Consider the following 21234-nt stretch of genomic DNA (forward strand, 5'->3'; position numbering starts at 1 on the left):
CGGTTGCCTGAGTGTTTGCGACTGGCCTTGTGGGCAGACGACATAAATTCTTGGATGACCGGCGGTTGATCCGGCGGCGTGTAGTTTTACTACAAATCGTCGGCTATTTCAGCCTTTCGAACTGTAGGGTCAGTAGTAAAGCTACAGGGAAGCGTGTAAATCGTTCGTCTTGTGTTGTGGAATAAAACGTTCCTGTTGGTTGAAAACAAACATAAACGGATTAAATCAGATGCTGGCTGCTACAAAACTCAATATACCAGCAATTTATGACTTTTGTTCGACAGTCCTGTCAGTCGCTCGCAGGTTTTCTGCGCGCTACACAGCTCTTCGCACGCCGATCTAGGATAGACCATGAGCCTACCTTCGCTGGCCGATATTCCGGCCATCCTGCTGCCTTTAGTCTCTCGTGCGCAACAGACGTTTCGTACATCTCTTGCTGCTGCGTCGGACGGCGCTTCGGCATCTTTCGACGCCTGGCCTGAATCTCGTCGTACAGCGTTCGACCGGGTTTGCGCTTCCAGCGATTTTGTCACCGAACAGGTTTGTCGTGACCCGCAGATTCTGCTGGACCTCGCTGAATCCGGTGAGCTGGAGCGCAGCTTTGCTCCCGGCGAGCTGCGCGGGCAGATCGCTGCGGCGGTGGCTCAAGCCAGTAGCGAAGATGAGCTGGGGCGTAATCTACGTCGCCAGCGCACGCGTCAGCAAGTACGGATTATCTGGCGGGATCTGACTCGGCAGGCCGACCTTGTGGAAACCTGTCGCGATCTGTCCGACATGGCCGACGGCTGCATCGACCTGGCTTATCAATGGTTGTACGAGCGCCATTGCCAGCAGTTCGGCACGCCCACTGGTCGGCGCAGCGGCGAAGCGCAGCAGATGGTGATTCTGGGCATGGGCAAGCTGGGCGCGGTGGAGCTGAACCTTTCGTCGGACATCGACCTGATATTCGCCTACCCGGAAGGCGGCGAGACCGTCGGCGTCAAGCGCCCGCTGGATAATCAGGAGTTCTTCATTCGTCTGGGGCAGCGCCTGATCAAGGCGCTGGACCCGATCACGGTTGATGGTTTTGTGTTCCGCGTCGACATGCGCCTGCGGCCTTACGGTTCATCCGGGGCGCTGGTGCTGAGTTTCAATGCGCTTGAACAGTATTACCAGGATCAGGGCCGTGACTGGGAACGCTACGCGATGATCAAAGCCCGCGTCGTTGGTGGCGATCAGGCTGCGGGCGAGCAGTTGCTGGACATGCTTCGGCCGTTCGTCTATCGGCGTTATCTGGACTTCTCGGCCATTGAAGCGCTGCGCACCATGAAGCAGTTGATTCAGCAGGAAGTACGCCGCAAAGGCATGGCGGAAAATATCAAGCTGGGTGCAGGCGGTATTCGCGAAGTCGAGTTTATCGCCCAGGCCTTCCAGCTGATTCACGGCGGCCGTGACTTGAGCCTGCAACAACGCCCGCTGCTCAAGGTGCTACGCACGCTTGAAGGGCAGGGCTATTTGCCTGCGGCGGTCATCGATGAATTGCGCCAGGGCTACGAATTCCTGCGTTATACCGAACACGCCATCCAGGCCATCGCCGATCGCCAGACGCAAATGTTGCCTGATGACGCAAAGGATCAGGCGCGCATTGCCTTCATGCTCGGCTTCGCGGACTGGCAGAGTTTCCATGAGTGCTTGATGCATTGGCGTGAGCGTGTGTCGTGGCATTTCCGCCAGGTCATCGCAGACCCGGATTCGGATCCGGACGACGAGCAGCAGGAAGAAACCGAAGTCGTAGTCGGCGTGGAATGGCTGCCGTTGTGGGAAGAGTCCCAGGACGAAGACGCCGCCTGCCGCCAGTTGCTGTCAGGCGGGTTCGTCGATGCCGACAAAGCGCTGAAGAATCTCAACGATTTGCGCAACAGTTCGCAGTTGCGCTCCATGCAGCGGTTGGGGCGTGAGCGACTGGATGCGTTTATTCCGCGTTTATTGGCGCAGGCGGTCGAGCACGATAATCCCGATCTGGTGCTTGAGCGAGTGCTGCCACTGGTCGAGGCCGTCGCTCGGCGCTCGGCTTACTTGGTGTTGCTCACCGAAAACCCCGATGCGCTACGTCGGTTGCTCACCCTGTGCGCCGCCAGCCCATGGATCGCCGAGCAGATTGCCCGCTTCCCGCTGCTGCTTGATGAATTGCTCAATGAAGGCCGTTTGTTCAGCCCGCCACAGGCGCTGGAGTTGGCCGCAGAGCTGCGCGAACGTTTGACGCGCATTCCCGAGGATGACCTTGAGCAGCAAATGGAGGCCTTGCGTCATTTCAAACTGGCGCACCGGCTACGAGTGGCCGCTTCGGAAATCACCGGCAGCCTGCCCTTGATGAAAGTCAGCGATTACCTGACCTGGCTGGCCGAGGCGATTCTGGAGCAGGTGCTGGCGCTGGCCTGGCGACACACGGTCGCGCGTCACGGCACGCCGTCACGGCCGGATGGCAGCCTGTGTGATCCGGGCTTTGTCATTGTCGGCTACGGCAAGGTCGGCGGCATCGAGCTGGGGCATGGTTCGGACCTCGATCTGGTGTTCATCCATGATGGCGACTTGCAAGCCGAAACCGATGGCGCAAAACCCATCGACAGCGCGCAGTTTTTCACCCGCCTGGGGCAGCGGATCATCCATTTACTGACCGCTCAGACCAACTCCGGTCAGTTGTATGAAGTGGACATGCGCTTGCGTCCGTCCGGGGCGTCGGGGCTATTGGTCAGTTCACTCGGTGCTTTTTCCCGCTATCAAGAAAATGAAGCATGGACGTGGGAACATCAGGCTTTGGTCCGCGCGCGGGTGCTAGTGGGCAGTCACGAAGTCGGGCATGCATTCGAAGGCGTGCGTGCAGCGGTATTGGGGCGTGAGCGGGATTTGCCGAAGCTGCAGCAGGAGGTCAGCGAGATGCGCGCCAAGATGCGCGGCAGTCTCGGCACCAAGGCTACAGCGGCCGGTACGGCGGCGAATGCCTTCCTGGCGACGGTGCCCTTCGACCTCAAGCAGGATGCCGGTGGTATCGTCGATATCGAATTTATGGTGCAATACGCGGCCTTGGCGTGGTCCCGGGAACATCCGGCACTGCTGCGTTACACCGATAACATTCGTATTCTTGAAGGGCTGGAGGAGGCCGGGTTGATACCTGCCAGCGATGCCAGCCTGTTGCGCGAGGTCTACAAGATCTACCGCTCGGCCGCTCACCGTCAGGCCTTGCAGAACCAGGCCGGTGTCGTGCCGGGGGATCAGTTTGAAACCCAGCGGCGTGAAGTGATGCGGGTCTGGGGGGAGATGGGGTTGAGCTAGTTTTTTCAGCGCCCCTTATGCCCCCATCGCGGGCAAGCGCGCTCCTACAGGCGGTCCGCGTTGTGCTGTAGGAGCGCGCTTGCCCGCGATGACGTCAGTGGAAACGCTGAATGTTCTGGTAGATCTATATAAAGCTATGACAGGGAGGCGTCGGGTTGTGTGGGAACGTCACGCAAGCCGATCGGCCTCCCTGATCGTTTCTGTCGTTTTGGATGAAACATGAGAATTCTGATCGTTGGGCCTAGCTGGGTAGGCGACATGGTAATGGCGCAAACGCTGTTCCAGTGCCTGAAACAGCGCCACCCTGAATGCGTCATCGATGTTCTGGCCCCTGAATGGAGTCGCCCGATCCTTGAGCGTATGCCTGAAGTGCGCGCGGCGCTGAGCTTTCCTTTGGGCCACGGTGCGCTGGAACTGGCTACGCGTCGCCGGATCGGCAAGTCCCTGGCGGGGCAATACGATCAGGCCATCCTGCTGCCCAACTCGTTGAAGTCTGCGCTGGTGCCTTTTTTTGCGGGTATCCCGAAGCGTACCGGCTGGCGTGGCGAGTTTCGTTACGGCCTGCTCAACGACGTGCGCACCCTCGACAAAGAGCGGTATCCGCTGATGATCGAGCGCTTTATGGCGCTGGCGTATGAACCCGGTGCCGAGCTGCCGCGTCCGTACCCAAAACCTGATCTACGCATTGATCTCACCACCCGCGATGCAGCGCTCGCCAAGTTTGGCCTGAGCCTGGACCGTCCGGTGCTGGCGTTGTGTCCGGGTGCCGAGTTTGGTGAATCCAAGCGCTGGCCCGCCGAACACTACGCCAAAGTGGCCGAAACCAAGATTCGTGAAGGTTGGCAAGTCTGGTTGTTCGGTTCGAAAAAGGATCATCCGGTCGGCGAAAGCATTCGTGACCGGCTGATACCGGGGCTGCGCGAAGAGTCCGTCAACCTCAGCGGTGACACGTCGCTGGCTGAAGCCATCGACCTGCTGTCGTGTGCCGATGCCGTAGTGTCCAACGATTCCGGTCTGATGCACGTTGCGGCGGCACTGAACCGCCCGCTGGTGGCGGTATACGGCTCGACGTCGCCGGCTTTCACGCCACCGCTGGCTGATCAGGTCGAGGTTGTGCAACTGGGCATCGAGTGCAGCCCGTGCTTCGACCGCACCTGTCGTTTTGGTCATTACAACTGCATGCGCCTGCTGGAACCCGATTCGGTGGTACAGGCGCTGGGTAATCTGGGCGCCACTCCGGTGGAGGTTGCCTGATTGCGGGTATTGCTGATCAAAACTTCATCGCTGGGTGATGTGATTCACGCGCTGCCAGCGTTGACCGACGCGGCACGAGCCTTGCCGGGTATCCGCTTTGACTGGGTCGTGGAGGAAGGTTTCGCTGAGATTCCGACCTGGCACCCGGCGGTTGGCGAAGTGATCCCGGTCGCCATCCGGCGCTGGCGCAAGAACCTTTGGCAGACATTCAAGACGGGAGAGTGGCGGCGCTTCAAGCAGCGTTTGCGCGGCACTCGATACGATCTGGTGATTGATGCGCAGGGTTTGCTGAAAAGCGCCTGGCTGACGCGCTATGTTGGCGCGCCTGTCGCCGGGCTGGACAAGGATTCGGCCCGCGAACCGCTTGCGAGTCGTTTTTATGACCGGGCTTATCCGGTTGCGCGTGGACAGCATGCGGTTGAGCGTTTGAGACAGCTGTTTGCTCAGGCACTTGGTTATGCAGTGCCTGCCGACCTGGGCGATTACGGTCTGGACCGTGGACGCTTACTGGGTGCCGACGCAAATAAGCCGCCATTCGTACTATTTCTGCATGGCACCACTTGGGACACTAAGCACTGGCCCGAGCTGTATTGGCGGCAGTTGGCCGAGCGAATCGGCGAGCAGGGCCTGCAGGTACGCCTGCCATGGGGGAACCCCGCAGAAAAGGCCCGTGCCGAGCGTATCGCTGAAGGTCTGGAACACGCGGTCGTTCTGCCTAAGTTGAATCTGGCCGGTGTCGCTCAGGTGCTGGCCAGCGCACAGGCCTGTGTGGCCGTGGACACTGGCATTGGTCATCTGGCGGCGGCGCTGGATGTGCCGACAGTCTCGCTGTTTGGTCCGACCAACCCTGGTTTGACGGGCGCTTACGGTAAGTCACAGGTTCATCTGGCGGGTGATTACCCGGCCTGTGCGCCTTGCCTGCAAAAGAAATGCACCTATCAACCGACGGATGAAGACCGCCGTCAGTTCGATCTGAAACGCGAGTGGCCGATGTGCTTCACTCGTTTGAATCCCGAGCGGGTAGCGCGCCAATTGGGCACGCTGTTGCTGGCAAAGGAGCCCGGCTGATGCAACTGGCATTCGTACTTTATAAATACTTCCCGTTCGGCGGGCTGCAACGCGACTTCATGCGTATCGCTCTGGAATGCCAGCAGCGTGGGCATCAGATCCGGGTTTACACCCTTATCTGGGAAGGCGAAGTGCCGCTGGGGTTTGAAGTGCTGGTGGCGCCCGTCAAGGCGTTCTTCAATCACCGACGCAATGAAAAGCTCAGCGCCTGGATGGAAGCAGACCTGGCCAAGCGCCCGGTAGACCGTCTGATCGGCTTCAACAAAATGCCGGGCCTGGACGTGTACTACGCTGCAGACGGTTGCTTCGAGGACAAGGCGCAGACGTTGCGCCATTCGCTATATCGCCAATGGGGCCGCTATCGCCACTTCGCCGAGTACGAGCGAGCGGTGTTCGCCAAAGACGCGAAAACCCAGGTGCTAATGATTTCCGAAGTCCAGCAGCCGCTGTTCATCAAGTATTACGACACCCCGTTGTCGCGCTTTCATCTATTGCCGCCGGGCATTGCTCAGGATCGTCGCGCTCCGCCTGACGCGCCGCAGATTCGCGCCGCGTTCCGCAAGGAATTCGGGCTGGCTGATGATGACCTGCTGCTGGTGCAGATTGGCTCCGGATTCAAGACCAAGGGCGTGGACCGCAGCCTGAAAGCACTGGCCGCATTGCCTGCCGACCTTAAAAAACGTACCCGACTGTTTGTAATTGGTCAGGACGACCCCAAAGTATTCCAGCTGCAAAGCGCTACGCTGGGCTTGGGTGATCACGTCACCTTCATGAAGGGGCGCAGCGATATCCCGCGCTTCCTGATGGGGGCCGATGCGTTGATTCATCCGGCGTACAACGAAAACACCGGTACTGTCTTGCTCGAAGCACTGGTGGCCGGGCTGCCTGTGCTGGTCAGTGCGGTGTGCGGATATGCTCATTACATTGCCGAGGCCGACAGTGGGCTGGTGCTGGATGAGCCGTTTGAACAGGCACAACTCAACGAATACCTGGCGACCATGCTGGCCGACGATAGCGCACGCGCTGACTGGGGTCGCAATGGTCTGGCTTTCGCCGACACAGCAGACCTGTACAGCATGCCGCAGCACGCGGCCGATGTGATTCTGGCGGAGCACCACGCATGAAGTTGTTCCTTGCTGAACCGTTCAAGACGCTTTGGGCCGGGCGCGATGCCTTTGTCGAAGTGGAGGCGCTGAGCGGTCAGGTCTATCGCGAACTCGAAGGTCGGCGCACGTTGCGTACCGAAGTCGACGGTCGCGGTTATTTCGTCAAGATTCACCGTGGCATTGGCTGGGGCGAAATCGGCAAAAACCTGCTCACCGCTAAGCTGCCCGTGCTCGGTGCAGGCATGGAATGGCAGGCCATTGCCCGCCTGAAAGAGGCTGGCGTGCCGACCATGACTGCCGTGGCCTACGGCGAGCGCGGCAGCAATCCTGCGGCGCAGCATTCCTTCATCGTGACTGAAGAGCTGGCCCCTACCGAAAGCCTGGAAGACGTCAGTATCAATTGGCGCAACGAGCCGCCCGAGCCTCGGCTCAAGCGTGCCTTTATTGCTGAAGTGGCACGCATGGTCGGCATGATGCATCGTGCCGGGGTCAACCATCGTGACTGTTACATCTGCCACTTCCTGCTGCACACCGATAAACCGGTGACCGCTGATGATTTCCGTCTCTCGGTGATCGACCTGCACCGTGCCCAGACGCGCCGGGTGATTACCCCGCGCTGGCGCAACAAGGATCTGGCTGCACTGTACTTTTCGGCGCTGGATATCGGCCTGACCCGACGCGACAAATTGCGCTTCCTCAAAGGTTATTTCCAGCAGCCGTTGCGCCAGATTCTGGCTGAACAAGCCCGGTTGCTGCGCTGGCTGGAAGTCAAAGCCGACAAGCTCTATCAGCGTAAAGTCCGCTACGGGGACGCGCTCTGATGGCGGGTTGGAATCTGGAGCCGGCTTACGCCTCCCTGAACGAAGACTTCGGCAGCCTTGATGCGGTGTTTGCCTTGCAGGGCGAGCAACTGACTCGTGACCCGCTGTCCGAAGTGATCAAGGTTCAGCGCGAAGGCGTGAATTATTACGTCAAGCGCTACGTCGGCGCGGGCAAAGGCTTGCGTCGCTATCTGGGGAAACCGCGGGTCAAGTCCGAGTGGCAGAATCTCAAGCGTTTCGCCAAATGGGGTATCCCTACCGCTGAAGTGGTTGCCTGGGGCCTTGAACGCCGCGGTACTGCTTATGATCGGGGGGCGTTGATTACCCGAGAGCTGCCCAATACCGAAGACCTGTCTGCTTTGGCGGGGCGTAAAGACCCGCGGCTGGCCGACCGTTCGTGGGTTGACGTTATAAGCCGTCAGGTAGCCCGCTACACTCGCGCGATGCACGACCAGAACTTCACTCATAACGATCTGAAGTGGCGCAACCTGCTGGTCGACGATAAGGCCACGGTATTCCTGATCGATTGCCCTAATGGCGCGTTCTGGTGGAGCTTCATGCTGCGGTATCGAATTACCAAGGATCTGGCGTGTCTGGATAAGTTGGGCAAATATCATCTGTCCAACACCCAGCGTCTGCGCTTCTATTTGCAGTATCGACAGCGGGCGCGGTTGAACGAGTCCGACAAGAAACGCATCCGCCATGTCATCAGTTTCTTTGAGGGCCGCGAATGACCGATTTTATTGCACCCAGCGAGCGGCCGTTGCTTGAACGGCACGGCCTGGCCGACTTCGACTCGCTTTGGGAGGTCCAGCTTGATGCTGTGGATGAGCCCAATACCGGTCGCGGTGGCTGGAGCAGCGTGTTCCGCATGGAGCTGGAAGGCTCCGGATTTTATCTCAAGCGACAAAGCAACTACCTGACTCGCACTTTGCACCATCCGTTCGGCGAGCCTTCGTTTTCCCGTGAGTTTCGTAATATCAGCCGCTATCAACAACTGGGTATCCCGGCGTTGCAGGCGGTGTTTTACGGTGAGCAACGGGTCAATGGCGAGCGCCGTGCAATCCTCATGACGCGTGCGCTGGATGGCTGGACTGATCTGGACACGCTGCTGCAGCAGTGGCCTGAACTGGAAAGTCAGCAGCAGTCAGCGATTCTGCAGGCCTGCGGTGAGTTGGCACGCACGCTTCATGCTGCCCGGCAGGTGCATGGGTGTTTCTACCCCAAGCATATTTTCATGCGGGCCAAGGCAGGCTTGTATCGCGCGCAGCTGATCGACCTGGAGAAAACCCGGCCCTTGCTGCTGGGGCAGCGTGACCGGATCAAGGATCTGGAGCCGTTGCTGCGCCGAGCGCCTATGTGGAGCAGCGCGCAGGTCCGCGAGCTGCTGGCGGCATACCTGCAATCGGGGATCGACAGCCCCAAGGTCGAAGACCTGTACGTGCTGCTCGGTAAACGCGGCAGTCACAAACGCGCTGCGCGGCGCAATGAACATGAAGAGATCCGTTGATGCGTCTGTCTGAACTCAAAGAGGCCGGACGCACGCCTGTCCTGCCGATCAATCTGGCGCTGGCCGATGCCGCTGGCGCTGCTGAATTGCAGTTGCTGACGTTGCTACGGGTGTTGCCCGGACAGCGTTACGTGGGCGCAGGAGTATGGCGCGGTCGACCGGTGTTGGCCAAGTTACTGGTCGGCCCTAAAGCCGCACGGCATTTTCAACGTGAACTGGAAGGCGTACGCGCGCTGGCAGCGCAGGGCATGACCACGCCGCTGCTGCTGGCCGACGGCTTGCAGGACGGTGAAGGCGGCTGGCTACTTTTCGAGTTCCTTGAACAGGCCAATAGCCTGGGGGATGCCTGGCTCGCAGTGGCAGATCAGACGCCTTTGAGCGACGCGCAGCAGGAGGTGTTGGGCGAGGCGTTATCGGCCATCGCTCAGTTACACCTCAAAGGGCTGTGGCAGGAAGACCTGCATCTGGACAATCTTTTGCGCTGCAACGGCAAGTTGTACTTGATCGATGGCGCGGGGATTCGTACTGAAGAAGCGGGTAAACCGCTGTCCCGGCAGAAAGTGCTGGAAAACCTCGGCGTGTTTTTCGCTCAGTTGCCCAAGTCACTTGAGCCTTTCACCGAAGAACTGCTGGTGCACTATTTGCTGAGCAATGGCGAGCATGGTTTGCCCATGGAAGCGTTGCAAAAGCAGATCGACAAAGTGCGCGCCTGGCGCTTGAAGGATTACCTGGAAAAGGCCGGGCGTGATTGCAGTCTGTTTGCTGTGGTGGACGAGCCTTCACAGTTGCGTGCGATTCGGCGGGAAGAAGAGGCAGCGATGCTGCCGATACTGGCCAATGCCGATGCACTGCTGGACCAGGGGCATCTTTACAAGACCGGTGGCGCGGCCAGTGTCGCCCGGGTTGAGGTCGATGGCCGTGCGCTGGTGATCAAACGATACAACATCAAGGATCTGGCGCACTGGTTCAAGCGGTTCTGGCGTCCGAGCCGTGCCTGGCATTCATGGCGCGAAGGCAATCGTCTGATGTTCCTCGGCATTGCCACACCGAAGCCGCTGGCGTTGCTGGAAACCCGCTTTTTCGGTTTGCGGAACAAGGCTTACCTGGTCACCGAGTTTTTGCCGGGGCCGGATATCATCGAGCGCTTTGCGCCGTATGTAGCCTCGGGGGATGCTCCGGAAAACGAGCTGGTGGCGCTGGATCAGCTTTTCGAACAGTTGATACGGGAACGCATCAGCCATGGTGATCTGAAAGGCCACAACGTGTTTTGGCATCAGGACCGTTGGGCGCTGATCGATCTGGATGCGATGTGCCAGCATACCTCGCAGGCCTCGTTCGCCACCGCTTTCGCGCGGGACCGCGCACGCTTCATGCGCAACTGGCCTGAGAGCAGCGCGCTGCACCAATTGCTGGAGCAGCGGCTGCCGAAGGTTTAGTTATTTTGGGTAGCAGTGAGCTGCGTTGGAGCGAGGCTTGCCCGCGAAGAGCTAAAGCGCGGTTCGTCGGACACATCGCGTTCTCGTTCATCGCGGGCAAGCCCGGCTCCACAAGATCATCGCGCCTTACGCAACTCGCGTCAGATTGATTTCCTCCAGCCCGACGATCAGGGCATCCATGTCTTCGTAAGGGTGCAGGTGGACCGAGGCCCAGGTGGCTCGCTCCACATACACCTGCCCTTGGGCGTTAACCTTCACCGGAGTGCGATGAATCGTATTGTCCCGTGAGCGATGGACGATGACCGGCAAACTGTTATCGCTCTCTTCGACGAAAAACATGCCAGGCCTGATCAGTCGTTCCTCGACCGGTAACGATTGTGCGGGTCTGACGGCAACGGTGGGTTTGAATGTTTCCATCTCTATCCGAAAGTCGCTTTTGATGAAGCTCTGTTGGCTGTTTAAGTTATCGGTCAGCTTTTCTCCAGAATCTATCGAGATGCCTCGGGCCTGACCGGGCTTTACATCGATCACTCGTACGCCAATGCCGCCTTCCAGTTCGGCGAGGCCCGGCACGATTTTTTCGAAGGTGTTGGCATGGCTGTTACCGACCAGTGCAATCCACTTGTGGGCGCCCATGACGTCCTGATGTTTACGCACTGTGCGCGAAGCGACGTGGCTGAACATCTGTTGGCGGGTGGTCGGCGCCAGACTTTCAAGGTCTTTGAGGTAGTAACTGGCCGTACAGTCGAGGGCCCTGACTTCCAGACCCTGAGCTCTTGCTTTGTTGATCAGTTGCTCAAAAGTGTAAACGCCGTCGACGTCGGTGTGATGGCCTCGGTCGAGCTTTTTCAGGTCATGGAGCAGGGTTTTGCTCATGTAACCGGTGTCGACAAAACGATCCAGATCGGCCTGATGCACGTCGCTGAGCAGGTGCTCGATGTAGAGCGTTTTGACATCTTGTCTGGCCAGTAACGGCAAGTTATCGATAATCAGCTTTTTGCTGGCAATCGATGAGTGAGACTCTCCAATGACTACGCCATCGACGTGTTGATACAGGTCTTCGAGAAAGTCGCTATGGCTGATACCTGGCGCGACCGCCGGCAGTGTTGGCCGAGGCGGCAGTTCTTTGACGATGATGGTGCGAGCATCCTTCTGTAATGCGTGACGCAGGTTGAAGAATTGGTCACTGACCAAAGAGTGTTGCTTATTGACGCTGAAATAACGCGAGTCCAGCCCGCGATTCTCGAAATGGATCAACTCATGCAGGGTGTCGCGTGTGTCGGCGGGCATTGAATAAGCGGGGTCATGCAAGGATACCTGAATGGCTGTGGGTGGACTTTCAGCCGGCCAGCGCTGCGCATCGACAGGTTGCCAGCCGCTGGCGTCATTCCATTCAAAACCAGGCTTGCCCGTGTACGGGTTCTCGCTTGCGACTCTTGATTTGCCGTGCACCTGCTGATAAAGAGCGTCATCCAGTCGGCTGGGTGGCGAGGCTGTCAGGGCTGTTGCAAGGCTCGATGTGCCTTGATCATTGATCAACGGGTTGGCCATTTCGACCCGGAAATCGGACTTGCCGAACGCAGTACCGGTTTCTTCAATTTCCCTGCTGATAACGGTGGGTCGACCGAGGGGCACGTCATGTACGCGTACGCTGATCGCGCCTTGCAGCTCGGCGATGCCTGGGACTTGTTGATAAGTATTGGCCAGCTTCTGATCAAGTAAGGCCACCCAGCGCCGTGATGGATGAGACGTAACGTCGGCGCTGATGACCGTATGTGCGAAAAAGTTGCTCATCTTTTGTTCGGTTGCAAGGTCGCCCGCTGCTATGGCCACCGGGTTGTTGTGCAACGGGTAGCTGACCGAAGAACTGATCGGTCGAACCTCCAGGCCGTGGTGGTGCGCGGTCTTTATCAAGTGGTAGTAGTCGTATTCCTTGCTGCGGTTTTTCAGGGCGCCGCTATTAAGGTCTTCCAGCCAGAATTTCAGATCACTTGAGCCTGCTTTGCTTCTGGCCCCCAGTTTTCGGTATTTCTCCAGCTTGTACATATGCAGATCAGTAAACAGATGCTGGATGTACAAAACCTTTACGTCCTGTTCAGCCAGCGCGGCCATGTTTTCGATGAGCAGACGCTTGCTGGCGAGGGACCTTGGCGCCTCGCTGATGACCATCGCGTTGCTGTTTTCGAAGATTTTCCTGATCAGCCCGGTTGCTCCGGCGTTCACGTCCAATAGCGGTAACACCGGGCGTGGTGCTGGAGTGGCGGTCGTGAAAAACGCTTGTGCATCACGATAGAGCTTTTCTCTTTGAGCAGAGAACTTCGAGCGCATCTCGGCGAACACTGCCGTGAAATACTCTTCAAGATCCAGCCCCAACATCTCCACCGAGTTGCCGGGATTAATGAGGCTGCTGAAATATGGGCGTGATTGCAGCGGCAGTTCATAGGGCACAACCGCACTGGTAATCGGATCAGCGGACGTCGCAGCTTCACTCACCAGCGGCCTGAAAGTGTCGTCCATCCCGCCACGTAGATTGAGTCGACGCACTAACTGCCATTTGCCCTGTGCGTCCAGCCGTACCGGGCGCTTCCCAAAAAAAGCGAACGGGTTCTGCGGGTCGATGATGTTCCAGTAGCGCGCACCTGCATCAAAGTGAACCTCGAAAACCTGAGTCCCGAGTTCGATGTAGTACTTGCCGTTCACCTGGCTGACACCTTTACCGTGGCCTGATGACAGCGGGATCACGTCTTCCAGCGAGACATTCACCGGGATTACCGGCTTTACTCCGTCCGCATTCAAGAGGGTGGTCTGACCGGCAGGATGGCTCAAAGGACGCCATGTTCCGTCGAGGTCGCGTCGGGCGAATTGTTCGGTAGCCTCCGCTGCCTTGATCTGATCGCTGCCCATGCGATACACCGACGCGTGGCCATTCGCGTTTGGCTTGCTGCGCCAGAAGGTTTCACCTTCCAGCTGCACGGGGCGCAAATCCGTCGGGTTTGGTACTCGCGCAACGTTGTTCGCTGCAGGAATGACTGACGAAGGTTTGCCGCTATGCCCGAGTTGGCGCAGCGCACCGAAGCCTTTCATGCCGGCAGACAAATCTCCTGCGGCACCCAGGCTGTTGAACAGCGAACTGAGAATGTAGGCGCTGGCGGTTTCCCGGTCGCCATTGGCGAAGGCTTGCAGGGCTTTCATGCTGTCGTGCAGGGAAAGCAGCGCGCCCACTGCAAAGCTGGCGGGCGGAAACGGTAACGTCACCACAGTGGCGACCAGTTCAAACGTGATCCAGGCCAGTCTGGCCAGCATGTCACTGCGGCCGGTGGTGGTGTCTTCGACATCGCGCAGTTGTCGTTCGAGGGGGCGATTGAAGCAGATGTCCTGAAAGTCGCTCACCGCATCACGAGGTACAACAGGCGGTTTGCTCTCACCGCCTTGTTCCATGTCGCGCAGAAAAAACGACAGTTTGCGGCGGGCATCAATCCGGCAGCGGTCTTTGTAGTAATCGATCATGCCTGCGCTGGAGAGTGAGGCTTTGAATTCGCTCAGCAGGCGGAACTCCAGGCCATCCGGTGCTTGCGGTGTATAGAGCATTGTTGCCTGAGTCGAATCAGTGGATGACAGCAGGTAACACCCCTGTACAGTTTCTACCTGAGTCAGCTCGACTTTGATGGGGGAAGCGGCGTTGTAGAGATCCTTCGCAACTTCGCCTACCACGGAAATATCGGTGCCTATCAGCGGGTTTTCCAGACGCAGTTGCACAGTGTGCAACGGGTATTGGCGTCGCGCCTGGCTGTCAGTCTGGTGCAGATGATCCATGGATAACCTGAGCCACTGATATTGCGGTGAGCTGAGCTGACCTTTGAGATAACTGCGCAGCGCAGCCGCTTTCATCTGCAGCACGGTGATTTGCAGGCTGCTGCGTCGGCGATGCTCGTAGCCGGGAGAATCCGGCGCGAGCAGGGTATCCCTCACCAGTTTGATGTAGTCGTCGCTCAGCCATTTGCCATGCACCGAACGGGCGACTTTTTGGGCGCTCAGTGGCGTCAGGTCAACATGGGGCGGGCCGCTGAATGTGGCTTGGGTGTCGGCGCCACCGTTCAGGAATCCGAGGGTATCGTCATAGCCGTTGCGCAGCATCTGGGTGTAGCTGAGCGTTTCACGTTGCGAGGTAATGATGATCTGATCGGGATCGACGCTTCCTTCAGCCACTCCCAACAATTCACTGATTTTCTTGCTGGCGCGCTGATGAACATAATCCTCGAAATCCTGAGCCTTGGTCGGCGGTTTCGCGTGGAAGTTTTCTGTGGCACCGGCTATCGAGTCTTCCAGGGCCAGCAGTTCCTGTCGCTCGACGAGGCTGGCGCGCATGTACCAGTCCGGCGTTCGTTGCGCCTGATCGGCGGCGGCCACTCGCACGTGTTGGCGCACGAACTGTCCAAGGGCCTGGTTGTAATGGCTGCGGGTGATGAGCTGAACATAATTGGCTGGCGGATGGGGTTTGAGGCGCAACGCGGCAAATCGAGCTTCCAGGTTTTCACGACTAGAAACAGACACCTGTTGAAGCAGGTATTGGCTCATCTCCGGCGACGTTGTCCAACTGACCAGTTCATGGGTGAGTTGGGTCTGGTTGTCGAAGGCTTGAAAACGCTGTGCCCTCGGTGCGTCGGAGGCAAACATCACCAGTCGCTCAAGCCGCCCCTGGCTGTCGTTTTTGCGAAACACCAACAGCCCGCCAAGCGTTTCTGCGTCATCAAGCTTGATCTGCTGAACCTGTAGACCGGGCGTTGTCTGTCCTGTCGCATCGCCGTCGGTCTGTTCAATGATCGCAAAGTCCTCCGCAGTTATATGCGCCTGCATCTTCGCTGCGTACGCCAGGGCGACAACCTGTTTACGCGTCAGGCTGCGCATCAGTTGCTGATGGTGTTCAGTGGCGTAGGTCGTACGCTGGTATTCGCGAAAGGCGGTGCTCAGGTTCAGGTCGTCCACCAGAGTCGCCACGTAAGCCGGGGTCATCAGTGGATGACTGGTCTGCATGTCCAGACCGTCCAGGCGAAAGGTGGTCAGGGTCTGGAACGCCGAACTTGCATCCCGATCCCCGGGATGCAATCCGTACAACGCGAACTGCAAAAGTGAGCGCCGGGTTGTATAGAGTTCGCCAGTGATTGCCAGACGACGCTGCGTCGTGACCATGACTTGCGCTGGCTCCAGCTCATACCCGAGGTCAGAAGCGATACGAGCGCGCAGTCGCATCCGGGCAAATTGTTCATGGGACGCCGCCCCACCCAAGGCGCTGAGCAGCGCGGTGCGGCACTGCTCGTAATGGGTCAGACGCTGCTGATATTGAGTGAGGTCGCTCTGACTGGCGACTTTGACCCAATGGGGCAACGTCTTGCGCTGCTTGCGTTCCCAGTAGGCAATTTCACGTTGTGCCAGCATGGCGCCAGGACCAATCAGTCCTTGCATACTTACCGCTGCGTCCAGTCGCGCCGCCCTGTGCTCTGCCGCCTGTGCATCGAGGTATGCGTGACGCACATCGTTGCGTTGCTTGTCGAGTTGGCGCTCGAAGGCGTGTGCAAAAGGGTTACCGGTAACAGGCTGCAGTTGCAGGTCAGCTGCGGTGAAGGGTTCCAGATAGAGATTTGGATCTTGAGTGATCGTCTCCAGCAATTGCTGGTCGCGCTGCTGCGCATTGTTGAAAAACGCATGACGCAATACATCGTTGTTGAGGTACTGAACAAGCGTTTCAGCAAAGGCGGTCCGGCTCGCAAAACCCTCTGTACCCATGCCGGGCAGTGCCAGCAAAGTCAGGCCTGTCATTGAAATGAACACCAGAGCGCCAGCAATCTCAACCGTCGTCCGGTTATTAAGTTGCACATGCAGGGTGAACACCTCCAGAGAGCGGCCAACCTGTTTGCTGACCCGGGGCAGAGGTAAGCAAGCAGCATATTGCGGGCCCAGATTGCGCTCGTGGTTTTTGATGATCACTTCGTTGCGCAGTGCCTGTTCCATGCCATCAATGAACAGGGCTTTACGGCTCTGGCCTCTGGCTCCGGGGGCTTGCCAGAAATCGCTGAGCTGTTGGAGCAGGGCGGTGACTGCGCTTTCTTTGGCCGTGTCGTCCTGCCCCCCAAGCGCTTCAAGTGTCGCGGCGCTGGCCTTGGGCAATGACTTGAGTTCCTCGGTGAACATGATGTCTAGCGCGCTGAGTCGATGCAGTGCGGCAACCGCCAATGGCAAGGTCTCTGCTGGCGTGGGAGGGAGCTGAGTGAGTTGTTGCATAAGGTTCAAGAATCCTGAATGACAGATTGATCAAAATGCGGCCCAGAAGCTGTGCCGCTTTGAGTTCAATCAATCAGGAGTGGGGTGGGTGGGGGTGTTAGATAGTTAGTGGGGAGGGCAATCCTGGAGGTGCTGAGGAGAATATGCATTTGCAGAAACGTCCCACAGATCAAGCGCCGCAAGCCTGACTTCTTGTTACCGCGTGTTAGTGCAAAGTCCCGCCTTTTATTCAGGCCAAGGACTTGCCCATGTTCAACCCCGCCAATCGCGCCTCGTTCACGCTGGAAATCGCCGGGGTTGAGCATGAATTGCGAGTGCTGGCCTTTACCGCCAAGGAATCCATCAGCCGTCCGTTCAGCGTACGCATTGAGCTGGTCAGCGAACGCGCCAATCTCAAACTGGAAGACCTGCTGCACCGCCTGGCGTTTCTGAGGTTCGACGCCGACGGTAATGGCCTTCACGGGCAGATCGGCGAAATCGCTCAGGGTGATTCCGGCAAGCGCTTTAACCACTATTTCATTCAGCTGGTGCCCAGCTTCAAGCGTCTGGAATACCGCCGCAATCATCGGATCTTTCAGGGCAAGACGGTCCCGGAGATCATTGCGCTGGTCCTCAAGGATCACGCCATCTTCAGCAATGGGTTTGCGTTCAGGTTGCGCGAGCCCTGCAAGCCTCGCGAGTACTGCACCCAGTATCAGGAAACCGATCTGCATTTTGTGCGCAGGTTGTGTGAGGAAGAGGGTATTCATTTTCACTTCCAGCACAGCGCAGATGAACATTTGCTGGTGTTTGCCGACGACCCGATTCAATTGCCGGTGCTCAGGCCTGCTGTCGCGTATGTGCAGAACAGCGGTCTGGTCGCAGAAGGTTCTGTCATCAATAGCTTCAACGTGCGCCTCGCCACGCGCTCGGGCAAGGCCAGCCACCAGACTTATCACTTTCAGTTGCCTGAGGTGGACCTGCTCAGCAGTGCGGGCAGTGATGGGCGTAAGGAGCTGGAGGATTACCAGTATCCGGCGCCGTTCACTGATCTCAGCGTCGGTACGCGTCAGGCGCAAAAGGCTTTGGAGCGAAACCGCAGTGACGTTCAACTGGCCAGTGGTTCGAGTGACCAAAGTGCGCTGATCAGTGGCCACTTGTTTGAACTGACGCATCCTAATCAGGAGTGGAATCAGCAGTGGTTATTAACCTCGGTTTTTCATGAGGGCAAACAGCCGCAGGTGCTGGAAGAGTCGATGCCTCGGACGTCGGGAGCGTTTACACAGGACTATCGCAACCGTTTTGAAGCCATCCCCGGCAAGGTGCCGTTTCGTCCACCTCTCAGACACCGCAAACCAAGGGTCTTAGGCAGCCAGCACGCGGTGGTCACTGGCCCGCAGGGCGAAGAGATTTATTGCGACGAGTACGGCCGGGTGAAGGTCAAGTTTTTCTGGGATCGTGAAGGCAAGCGTAACGAGCATTCTAGTTGCTGGCTGCGGGTCGCCACCGGTTGGGCCCATGAGCAATACGGCACGGTGATGATTCCGCGAGTTGGCATGGAAGTGATCGTCGGTTACTTCGAAGCCGATCCCGACCAGCCTTACGTTCAGGCCTGTTTGCCCAATGCCGGTACGCGAGCGCCGCTGAACCTGCCCGCGCAAAACACCCAGACCGTGCTCAAGACCCAAACCAGCCCAGGCGGCGCAGGCTTTAACGAGTTGCGCATCGAAGACCGCAAAGGTGCCGAGTCCATTTCCATCCGCGCTCAACGCGATTGGTCTGAGCGCATACTTAATGATCAGTCGATTCAGGTGGATAACCAACGCAAGGTCAACGTCACCGGGCTGTCCAGCCACGAGCTGCATGGCGAAGAACACCACCTCACCCATGGGGCACGCAAAACCCAGGTGCTGGCCGATGACTCGTTGACGGTAATTGGCAGTCAGCACATCAAAGCGGCCAATCATCTGGTCAGCGCTGCTACACAGGTGCATCTTCAGTCAAACGCAGATGTGGTCATTGATGCGGGACTCAGCGCCACGATCAAAGCCGGTGGCCACTGGATAAGCATTAGCCCGGCCGGAATTTTCAGCAGTGTGCCCATACAGCTCGGCGGAGTGCCGGTACAGGGAATGCCTGTGATTCCTGGCTTGCCTTCAGCGTTGATACCCCAAGTGGCGTTGCCCGCGAATCCGTCTTTGATTCCAGATGCACAACGCAAGGCTATCGTAGGCGGTACCTCGTTTTGCCAGGCGTGTGACAACGCCAGGAAGGCGTCGTCATGAGCAGCGAGCGCTCTGTGCGATCTCAACTGCCTGACGATTTCCCCTGGGGCCAGACGGTCGGACTTCTGCTTGATGCCATTCAGGTCAAAAACTTGCTCCAACGCCTGTATCAGTGGAATCCGGCACCTAAGGTGAGCGTGCTTTATCACGGGACCCGGTGGGCTGAAATCAGTCGGCTTTCACCGTGTCTGGTGCGCTTGCATGATGCTGATGACCCCGTTCTTTTGCAGTTTCTGGCCAACACTCAGGCGTTGTGGGGGTATCTGTTGATCTGCGATGGTTCATGGGATGAACTATTAGCGCACATGCGCTGGCTGACCTGTTTCAAGCCCCCTCACGGCGAAGACATGTATTTACGCATCTCTGATCCCGCAGTAGCGCGTGCGTTATTTGCAGCAGAGCGCGATCCGGGACCGGACCTTTTTGGCCCCTGCCAGCAGATTGTTGTCAGCAGCGCCGCCCGTGATGGATGGATACAACTCAAACGCCCCGGCGACAAGTACATCCCGCAGTACGACAAACCGCTTGTGGCAAGTGACGCGCAATGGGCTGCTCTGAAAGGCGTGGCTTTTGACAAATCCATGGGCGAGCTTTACCAGCACATGCAGCGCTTTTTCCCCGACTATTGCGCAGAGCTCACACCTGAGCTGCGCCTGGAACATATCCATCGGCTTGCTCGTTCCGCCATCGATAAGGGCTTCGAGACCGAGCAGGAAATCTGGTTGTACGCCAACGTTTTCGGTTTTCTGGGGGATGGCGTGCTCGAGCAGTACCCGGACATTGCTGAGTTGCTGACAGTTCGTTCGGAGCTAAGCATGCTGGAGCGTGTTGAGCACGCTGCGACGATGGCGGCAGAGATCGCTGGAACTGGAAATTTGTAGGCGTTGACCGAGCTTATCAAGCCAGCGATGGCGGTGTTTCAGACAGGTTGCCATCGCTGCCGTCGTTACCTCCGACAACTCCTACAGTACGTGAGTGGTAACCCGATCTGTAGGAGCCATCGGAGTTTACGACGGTCGCGATCGCGGTGTGTCAGACCTAACTTAATCGCTGCATCGCGCTGCTCGTGAGCTACAGAGTGCTCGCCTGCTGTACCTCGGTAAACCGCGCCGCAATGTTTTGATCAGGCTTTTGTCCGTGCAGCGTTTTGACCGCTTGGCTCATGCGCTTTAACTTTCCACTGGGCTTGGCCCATTGCTCCTCTGGCAGTGGCTCTGACCAGCTTTGCATCGCCTGCGGAATGCCGGCGCGGCGGATTTTTTTGATGCGGCGGATTTCCCATTCGGTAAGGTGATTGGGCAAAGTCCATAAGGTCAGCACGTGGTACATGTACCACCAAAACGGATAGAAGAAGCCCACCTCGCGATTCTTGCGCCGACGCCGCATGCGCTCCCGTGCGTTGTAAAACGTATGCAGCCCTTCATGAGGCGGATCACCAGGGTTTTGCAGGTCCAGCGGGTCCTGGATTTCCTTGAGGGTGTGAACCTCGTATTCCATGTACGCCCGAATCGCCTCCCAGTTGCACACCGCCAGATCAAACCCGGCACAGAAAAACTCCAGGCTGTAATGCTCGTCGTGGGGCGGATGATAAAACCCGACGCCCATAGCGTAGCGGATGTCCATGCCGTACTGCGTGACCGATTGCGCTTGAACGACCCATGCTGATAGCGATTCCCATGGCACGAAGATAGGCTCGGTATGACCGCGGGGGACGAAACAAACTTCCCGGCGTTGACGGTTGAAGCGGGTGGGGATGACTTCTTTGTATTTGAGGAGGTGGTGGAAGGTTATGGCGAGGTACATGGTCAGGGCGACTGCGGCGGCCCAGCAGCCAACTTCCATGCCAAAGGGCAGGTAATACAGAGCATTTTCCGCTGCTCGATCAAACCCATCACCCCAGGTAAGTGTCAGGAACCAAATGAGTGCTGGAGCAAAAAGGCCAGAGAACCAGACGGCCCAGAAAGGTAAGCCCAGCGTCATCTGCCATCCAAACACGGCAGGCAAACCTACACCAAAGTCCATATAAATATCGTTTACTTCGCCTACAGCGCCGCCGTAGTCCTGCGCCGGCAGATCGGTGGGTAATGGTAGTGGGGCCAGATAGGTCACCTGGCCGGTCGGGAACATCTCCAGCATGCCAGCGCTCGGCGCGTGATTGATGGGCGGCGGGCCAGTAATGTCTTTTGCCAT

The 21234-nt window shown here is 58.0% G+C and carries 12 protein-coding genes; 10 read left to right on the plus strand and 2 right to left on the minus strand.

Annotated features, from left to right (window positions below; all coding sequences use genetic code 11):
- Positions 1 to 351: 351 nt before the first annotated feature.
- The 8 genes from glnE to ACYASS_RS21260 all read left to right on the plus strand — a co-directional run bounded on the left by glnE (position 352) and on the right by ACYASS_RS21260 (position 10504).
- Positions 352 to 3309 carry a bifunctional [glutamate--ammonia ligase]-adenylyl-L-tyrosine phosphorylase/[glutamate--ammonia-ligase] adenylyltransferase gene (gene glnE / locus ACYASS_RS21225; protein ID WP_463587571.1) on the plus strand — a complete coding sequence of 986 codons (2958 nt, stop codon included), beginning with the start codon at positions 352 to 354 and terminating at the stop codon, positions 3307 to 3309.
- A 219-nt stretch (positions 3310 to 3528) separates the two neighbouring features.
- Positions 3529 to 4563 (plus strand): lipopolysaccharide heptosyltransferase II, encoded by a 1035-nt coding sequence (gene waaF / locus ACYASS_RS21230; RefSeq protein WP_243244322.1) that lies wholly within the window; start codon positions 3529 to 3531, stop codon positions 4561 to 4563.
- A complete protein-coding gene (waaC, locus tag ACYASS_RS21235; protein ID WP_463587572.1) occupies positions 4564 to 5631 on the plus strand; it encodes a lipopolysaccharide heptosyltransferase I in 1068 nt (355 codons plus the stop codon).
- Positions 5631 to 6755, plus strand: coding sequence for a glycosyltransferase family 4 protein (locus ACYASS_RS21240; protein WP_463587573.1), 1125 nt, complete (start codon positions 5631 to 5633; stop codon positions 6753 to 6755). The genes waaC and ACYASS_RS21240 overlap by 1 nt, the downstream gene beginning before the upstream one ends.
- Entirely contained in the window at positions 6752 to 7558 is an 807-nt protein-coding gene (gene rfaP, locus ACYASS_RS21245) for a lipopolysaccharide core heptose(I) kinase RfaP (protein ID WP_463587574.1), read from the plus strand. Before ACYASS_RS21240 ends, rfaP begins: the two co-directional genes overlap by 4 nt.
- Positions 7558 to 8292, plus strand: coding sequence for a lipopolysaccharide kinase InaA family protein (locus ACYASS_RS21250; protein ID WP_243244326.1), 735 nt, complete (start codon positions 7558 to 7560; stop codon positions 8290 to 8292). Before rfaP ends, ACYASS_RS21250 begins: the two co-directional genes overlap by 1 nt.
- Positions 8289 to 9068, plus strand: a complete 780-nt coding sequence (locus ACYASS_RS21255) for a lipopolysaccharide kinase InaA family protein (RefSeq protein WP_243244327.1) — start codon at positions 8289 to 8291, stop codon at positions 9066 to 9068. Before ACYASS_RS21250 ends, ACYASS_RS21255 begins: the two co-directional genes overlap by 4 nt.
- Complete coding sequence (locus ACYASS_RS21260; protein WP_463587575.1) at positions 9068 to 10504, plus strand: lipopolysaccharide kinase InaA family protein; 1437 nt, start codon at positions 9068 to 9070, stop codon at positions 10502 to 10504. Before ACYASS_RS21255 ends, ACYASS_RS21260 begins: the two co-directional genes overlap by 1 nt.
- 126 nt (positions 10505 to 10630) lie before the next feature.
- Here the strand turns inward: ACYASS_RS21260 and ACYASS_RS21265 are convergent, their stop codons facing one another.
- The gene (locus ACYASS_RS21265; protein ID WP_463587576.1) at positions 10631 to 16780 is read right to left on the minus strand and encodes a dermonecrotic toxin domain-containing protein; all 6150 of its coding nucleotides are present in this window, start codon (positions 16778 to 16780) and stop codon (positions 10631 to 10633) included.
- A gap of 248 nt (positions 16781 to 17028) precedes the next feature.
- Between ACYASS_RS21265 and tssI the strand changes: the two genes are divergently transcribed.
- Complete coding sequence (gene tssI / locus ACYASS_RS21270; RefSeq protein ID WP_463587577.1) at positions 17029 to 19044, plus strand: type VI secretion system tip protein TssI/VgrG; 2016 nt, start codon at positions 17029 to 17031, stop codon at positions 19042 to 19044.
- A complete protein-coding gene (locus ACYASS_RS21275; RefSeq protein ID WP_463587578.1) occupies positions 19041 to 19925 on the plus strand; it encodes a DUF4123 domain-containing protein in 885 nt (294 codons plus the stop codon). Before tssI ends, ACYASS_RS21275 begins: the two co-directional genes overlap by 4 nt.
- A 190-nt stretch (positions 19926 to 20115) precedes the next feature.
- On the opposite strand, the gene ACYASS_RS21280 is transcribed toward ACYASS_RS21275, so the two are convergent.
- Positions 20116 to 21234, minus strand: coding sequence for a hypothetical protein (locus ACYASS_RS21280; RefSeq protein ID WP_463587579.1), 1119 nt, complete (start codon positions 21232 to 21234; stop codon positions 20116 to 20118).

The organism is Pseudomonas sp. HP_14 (assembly GCF_055283875.1).

Coding starts and splice junctions, on each gene's coding strand:
- glnE (WP_463587571.1), top strand. CDS start 352: ATGAGCCTACCTTCGCTGGCCGATATTCCGGCCATCCTGCTGCCTTTA.
- waaF (WP_243244322.1), top strand. CDS start 3,529: ATGAGAATTCTGATCGTTGGGCCTAGCTGGGTAGGCGACATGGTAATG.
- ACYASS_RS21240 (WP_463587573.1), top strand. CDS start 5,631: ATGCAACTGGCATTCGTACTTTATAAATACTTCCCGTTCGGCGGGCTG.
- rfaP (WP_463587574.1), top strand. CDS start 6,752: ATGAAGTTGTTCCTTGCTGAACCGTTCAAGACGCTTTGGGCCGGGCGC.
- ACYASS_RS21250 (WP_243244326.1), top strand. CDS start 7,558: ATGGCGGGTTGGAATCTGGAGCCGGCTTACGCCTCCCTGAACGAAGAC.
- ACYASS_RS21255 (WP_243244327.1), top strand. CDS start 8,289: ATGACCGATTTTATTGCACCCAGCGAGCGGCCGTTGCTTGAACGGCAC.
- ACYASS_RS21260 (WP_463587575.1), top strand. CDS start 9,068: ATGCGTCTGTCTGAACTCAAAGAGGCCGGACGCACGCCTGTCCTGCCG.
- ACYASS_RS21265 (WP_463587576.1), bottom strand. CDS start 16,780: ATGCAACAACTCACTCAGCTCCCTCCCACGCCAGCAGAGACCTTGCCA.
- tssI (WP_463587577.1), top strand. CDS start 17,029: ATGTTCAACCCCGCCAATCGCGCCTCGTTCACGCTGGAAATCGCCGGG.
- ACYASS_RS21275 (WP_463587578.1), top strand. CDS start 19,041: ATGAGCAGCGAGCGCTCTGTGCGATCTCAACTGCCTGACGATTTCCCC.
- ACYASS_RS21280 (WP_463587579.1), bottom strand. CDS start 21,234: ATGGCAAAAGACATTACTGGCCCGCCGCCCATCAATCACGCGCCGAGC.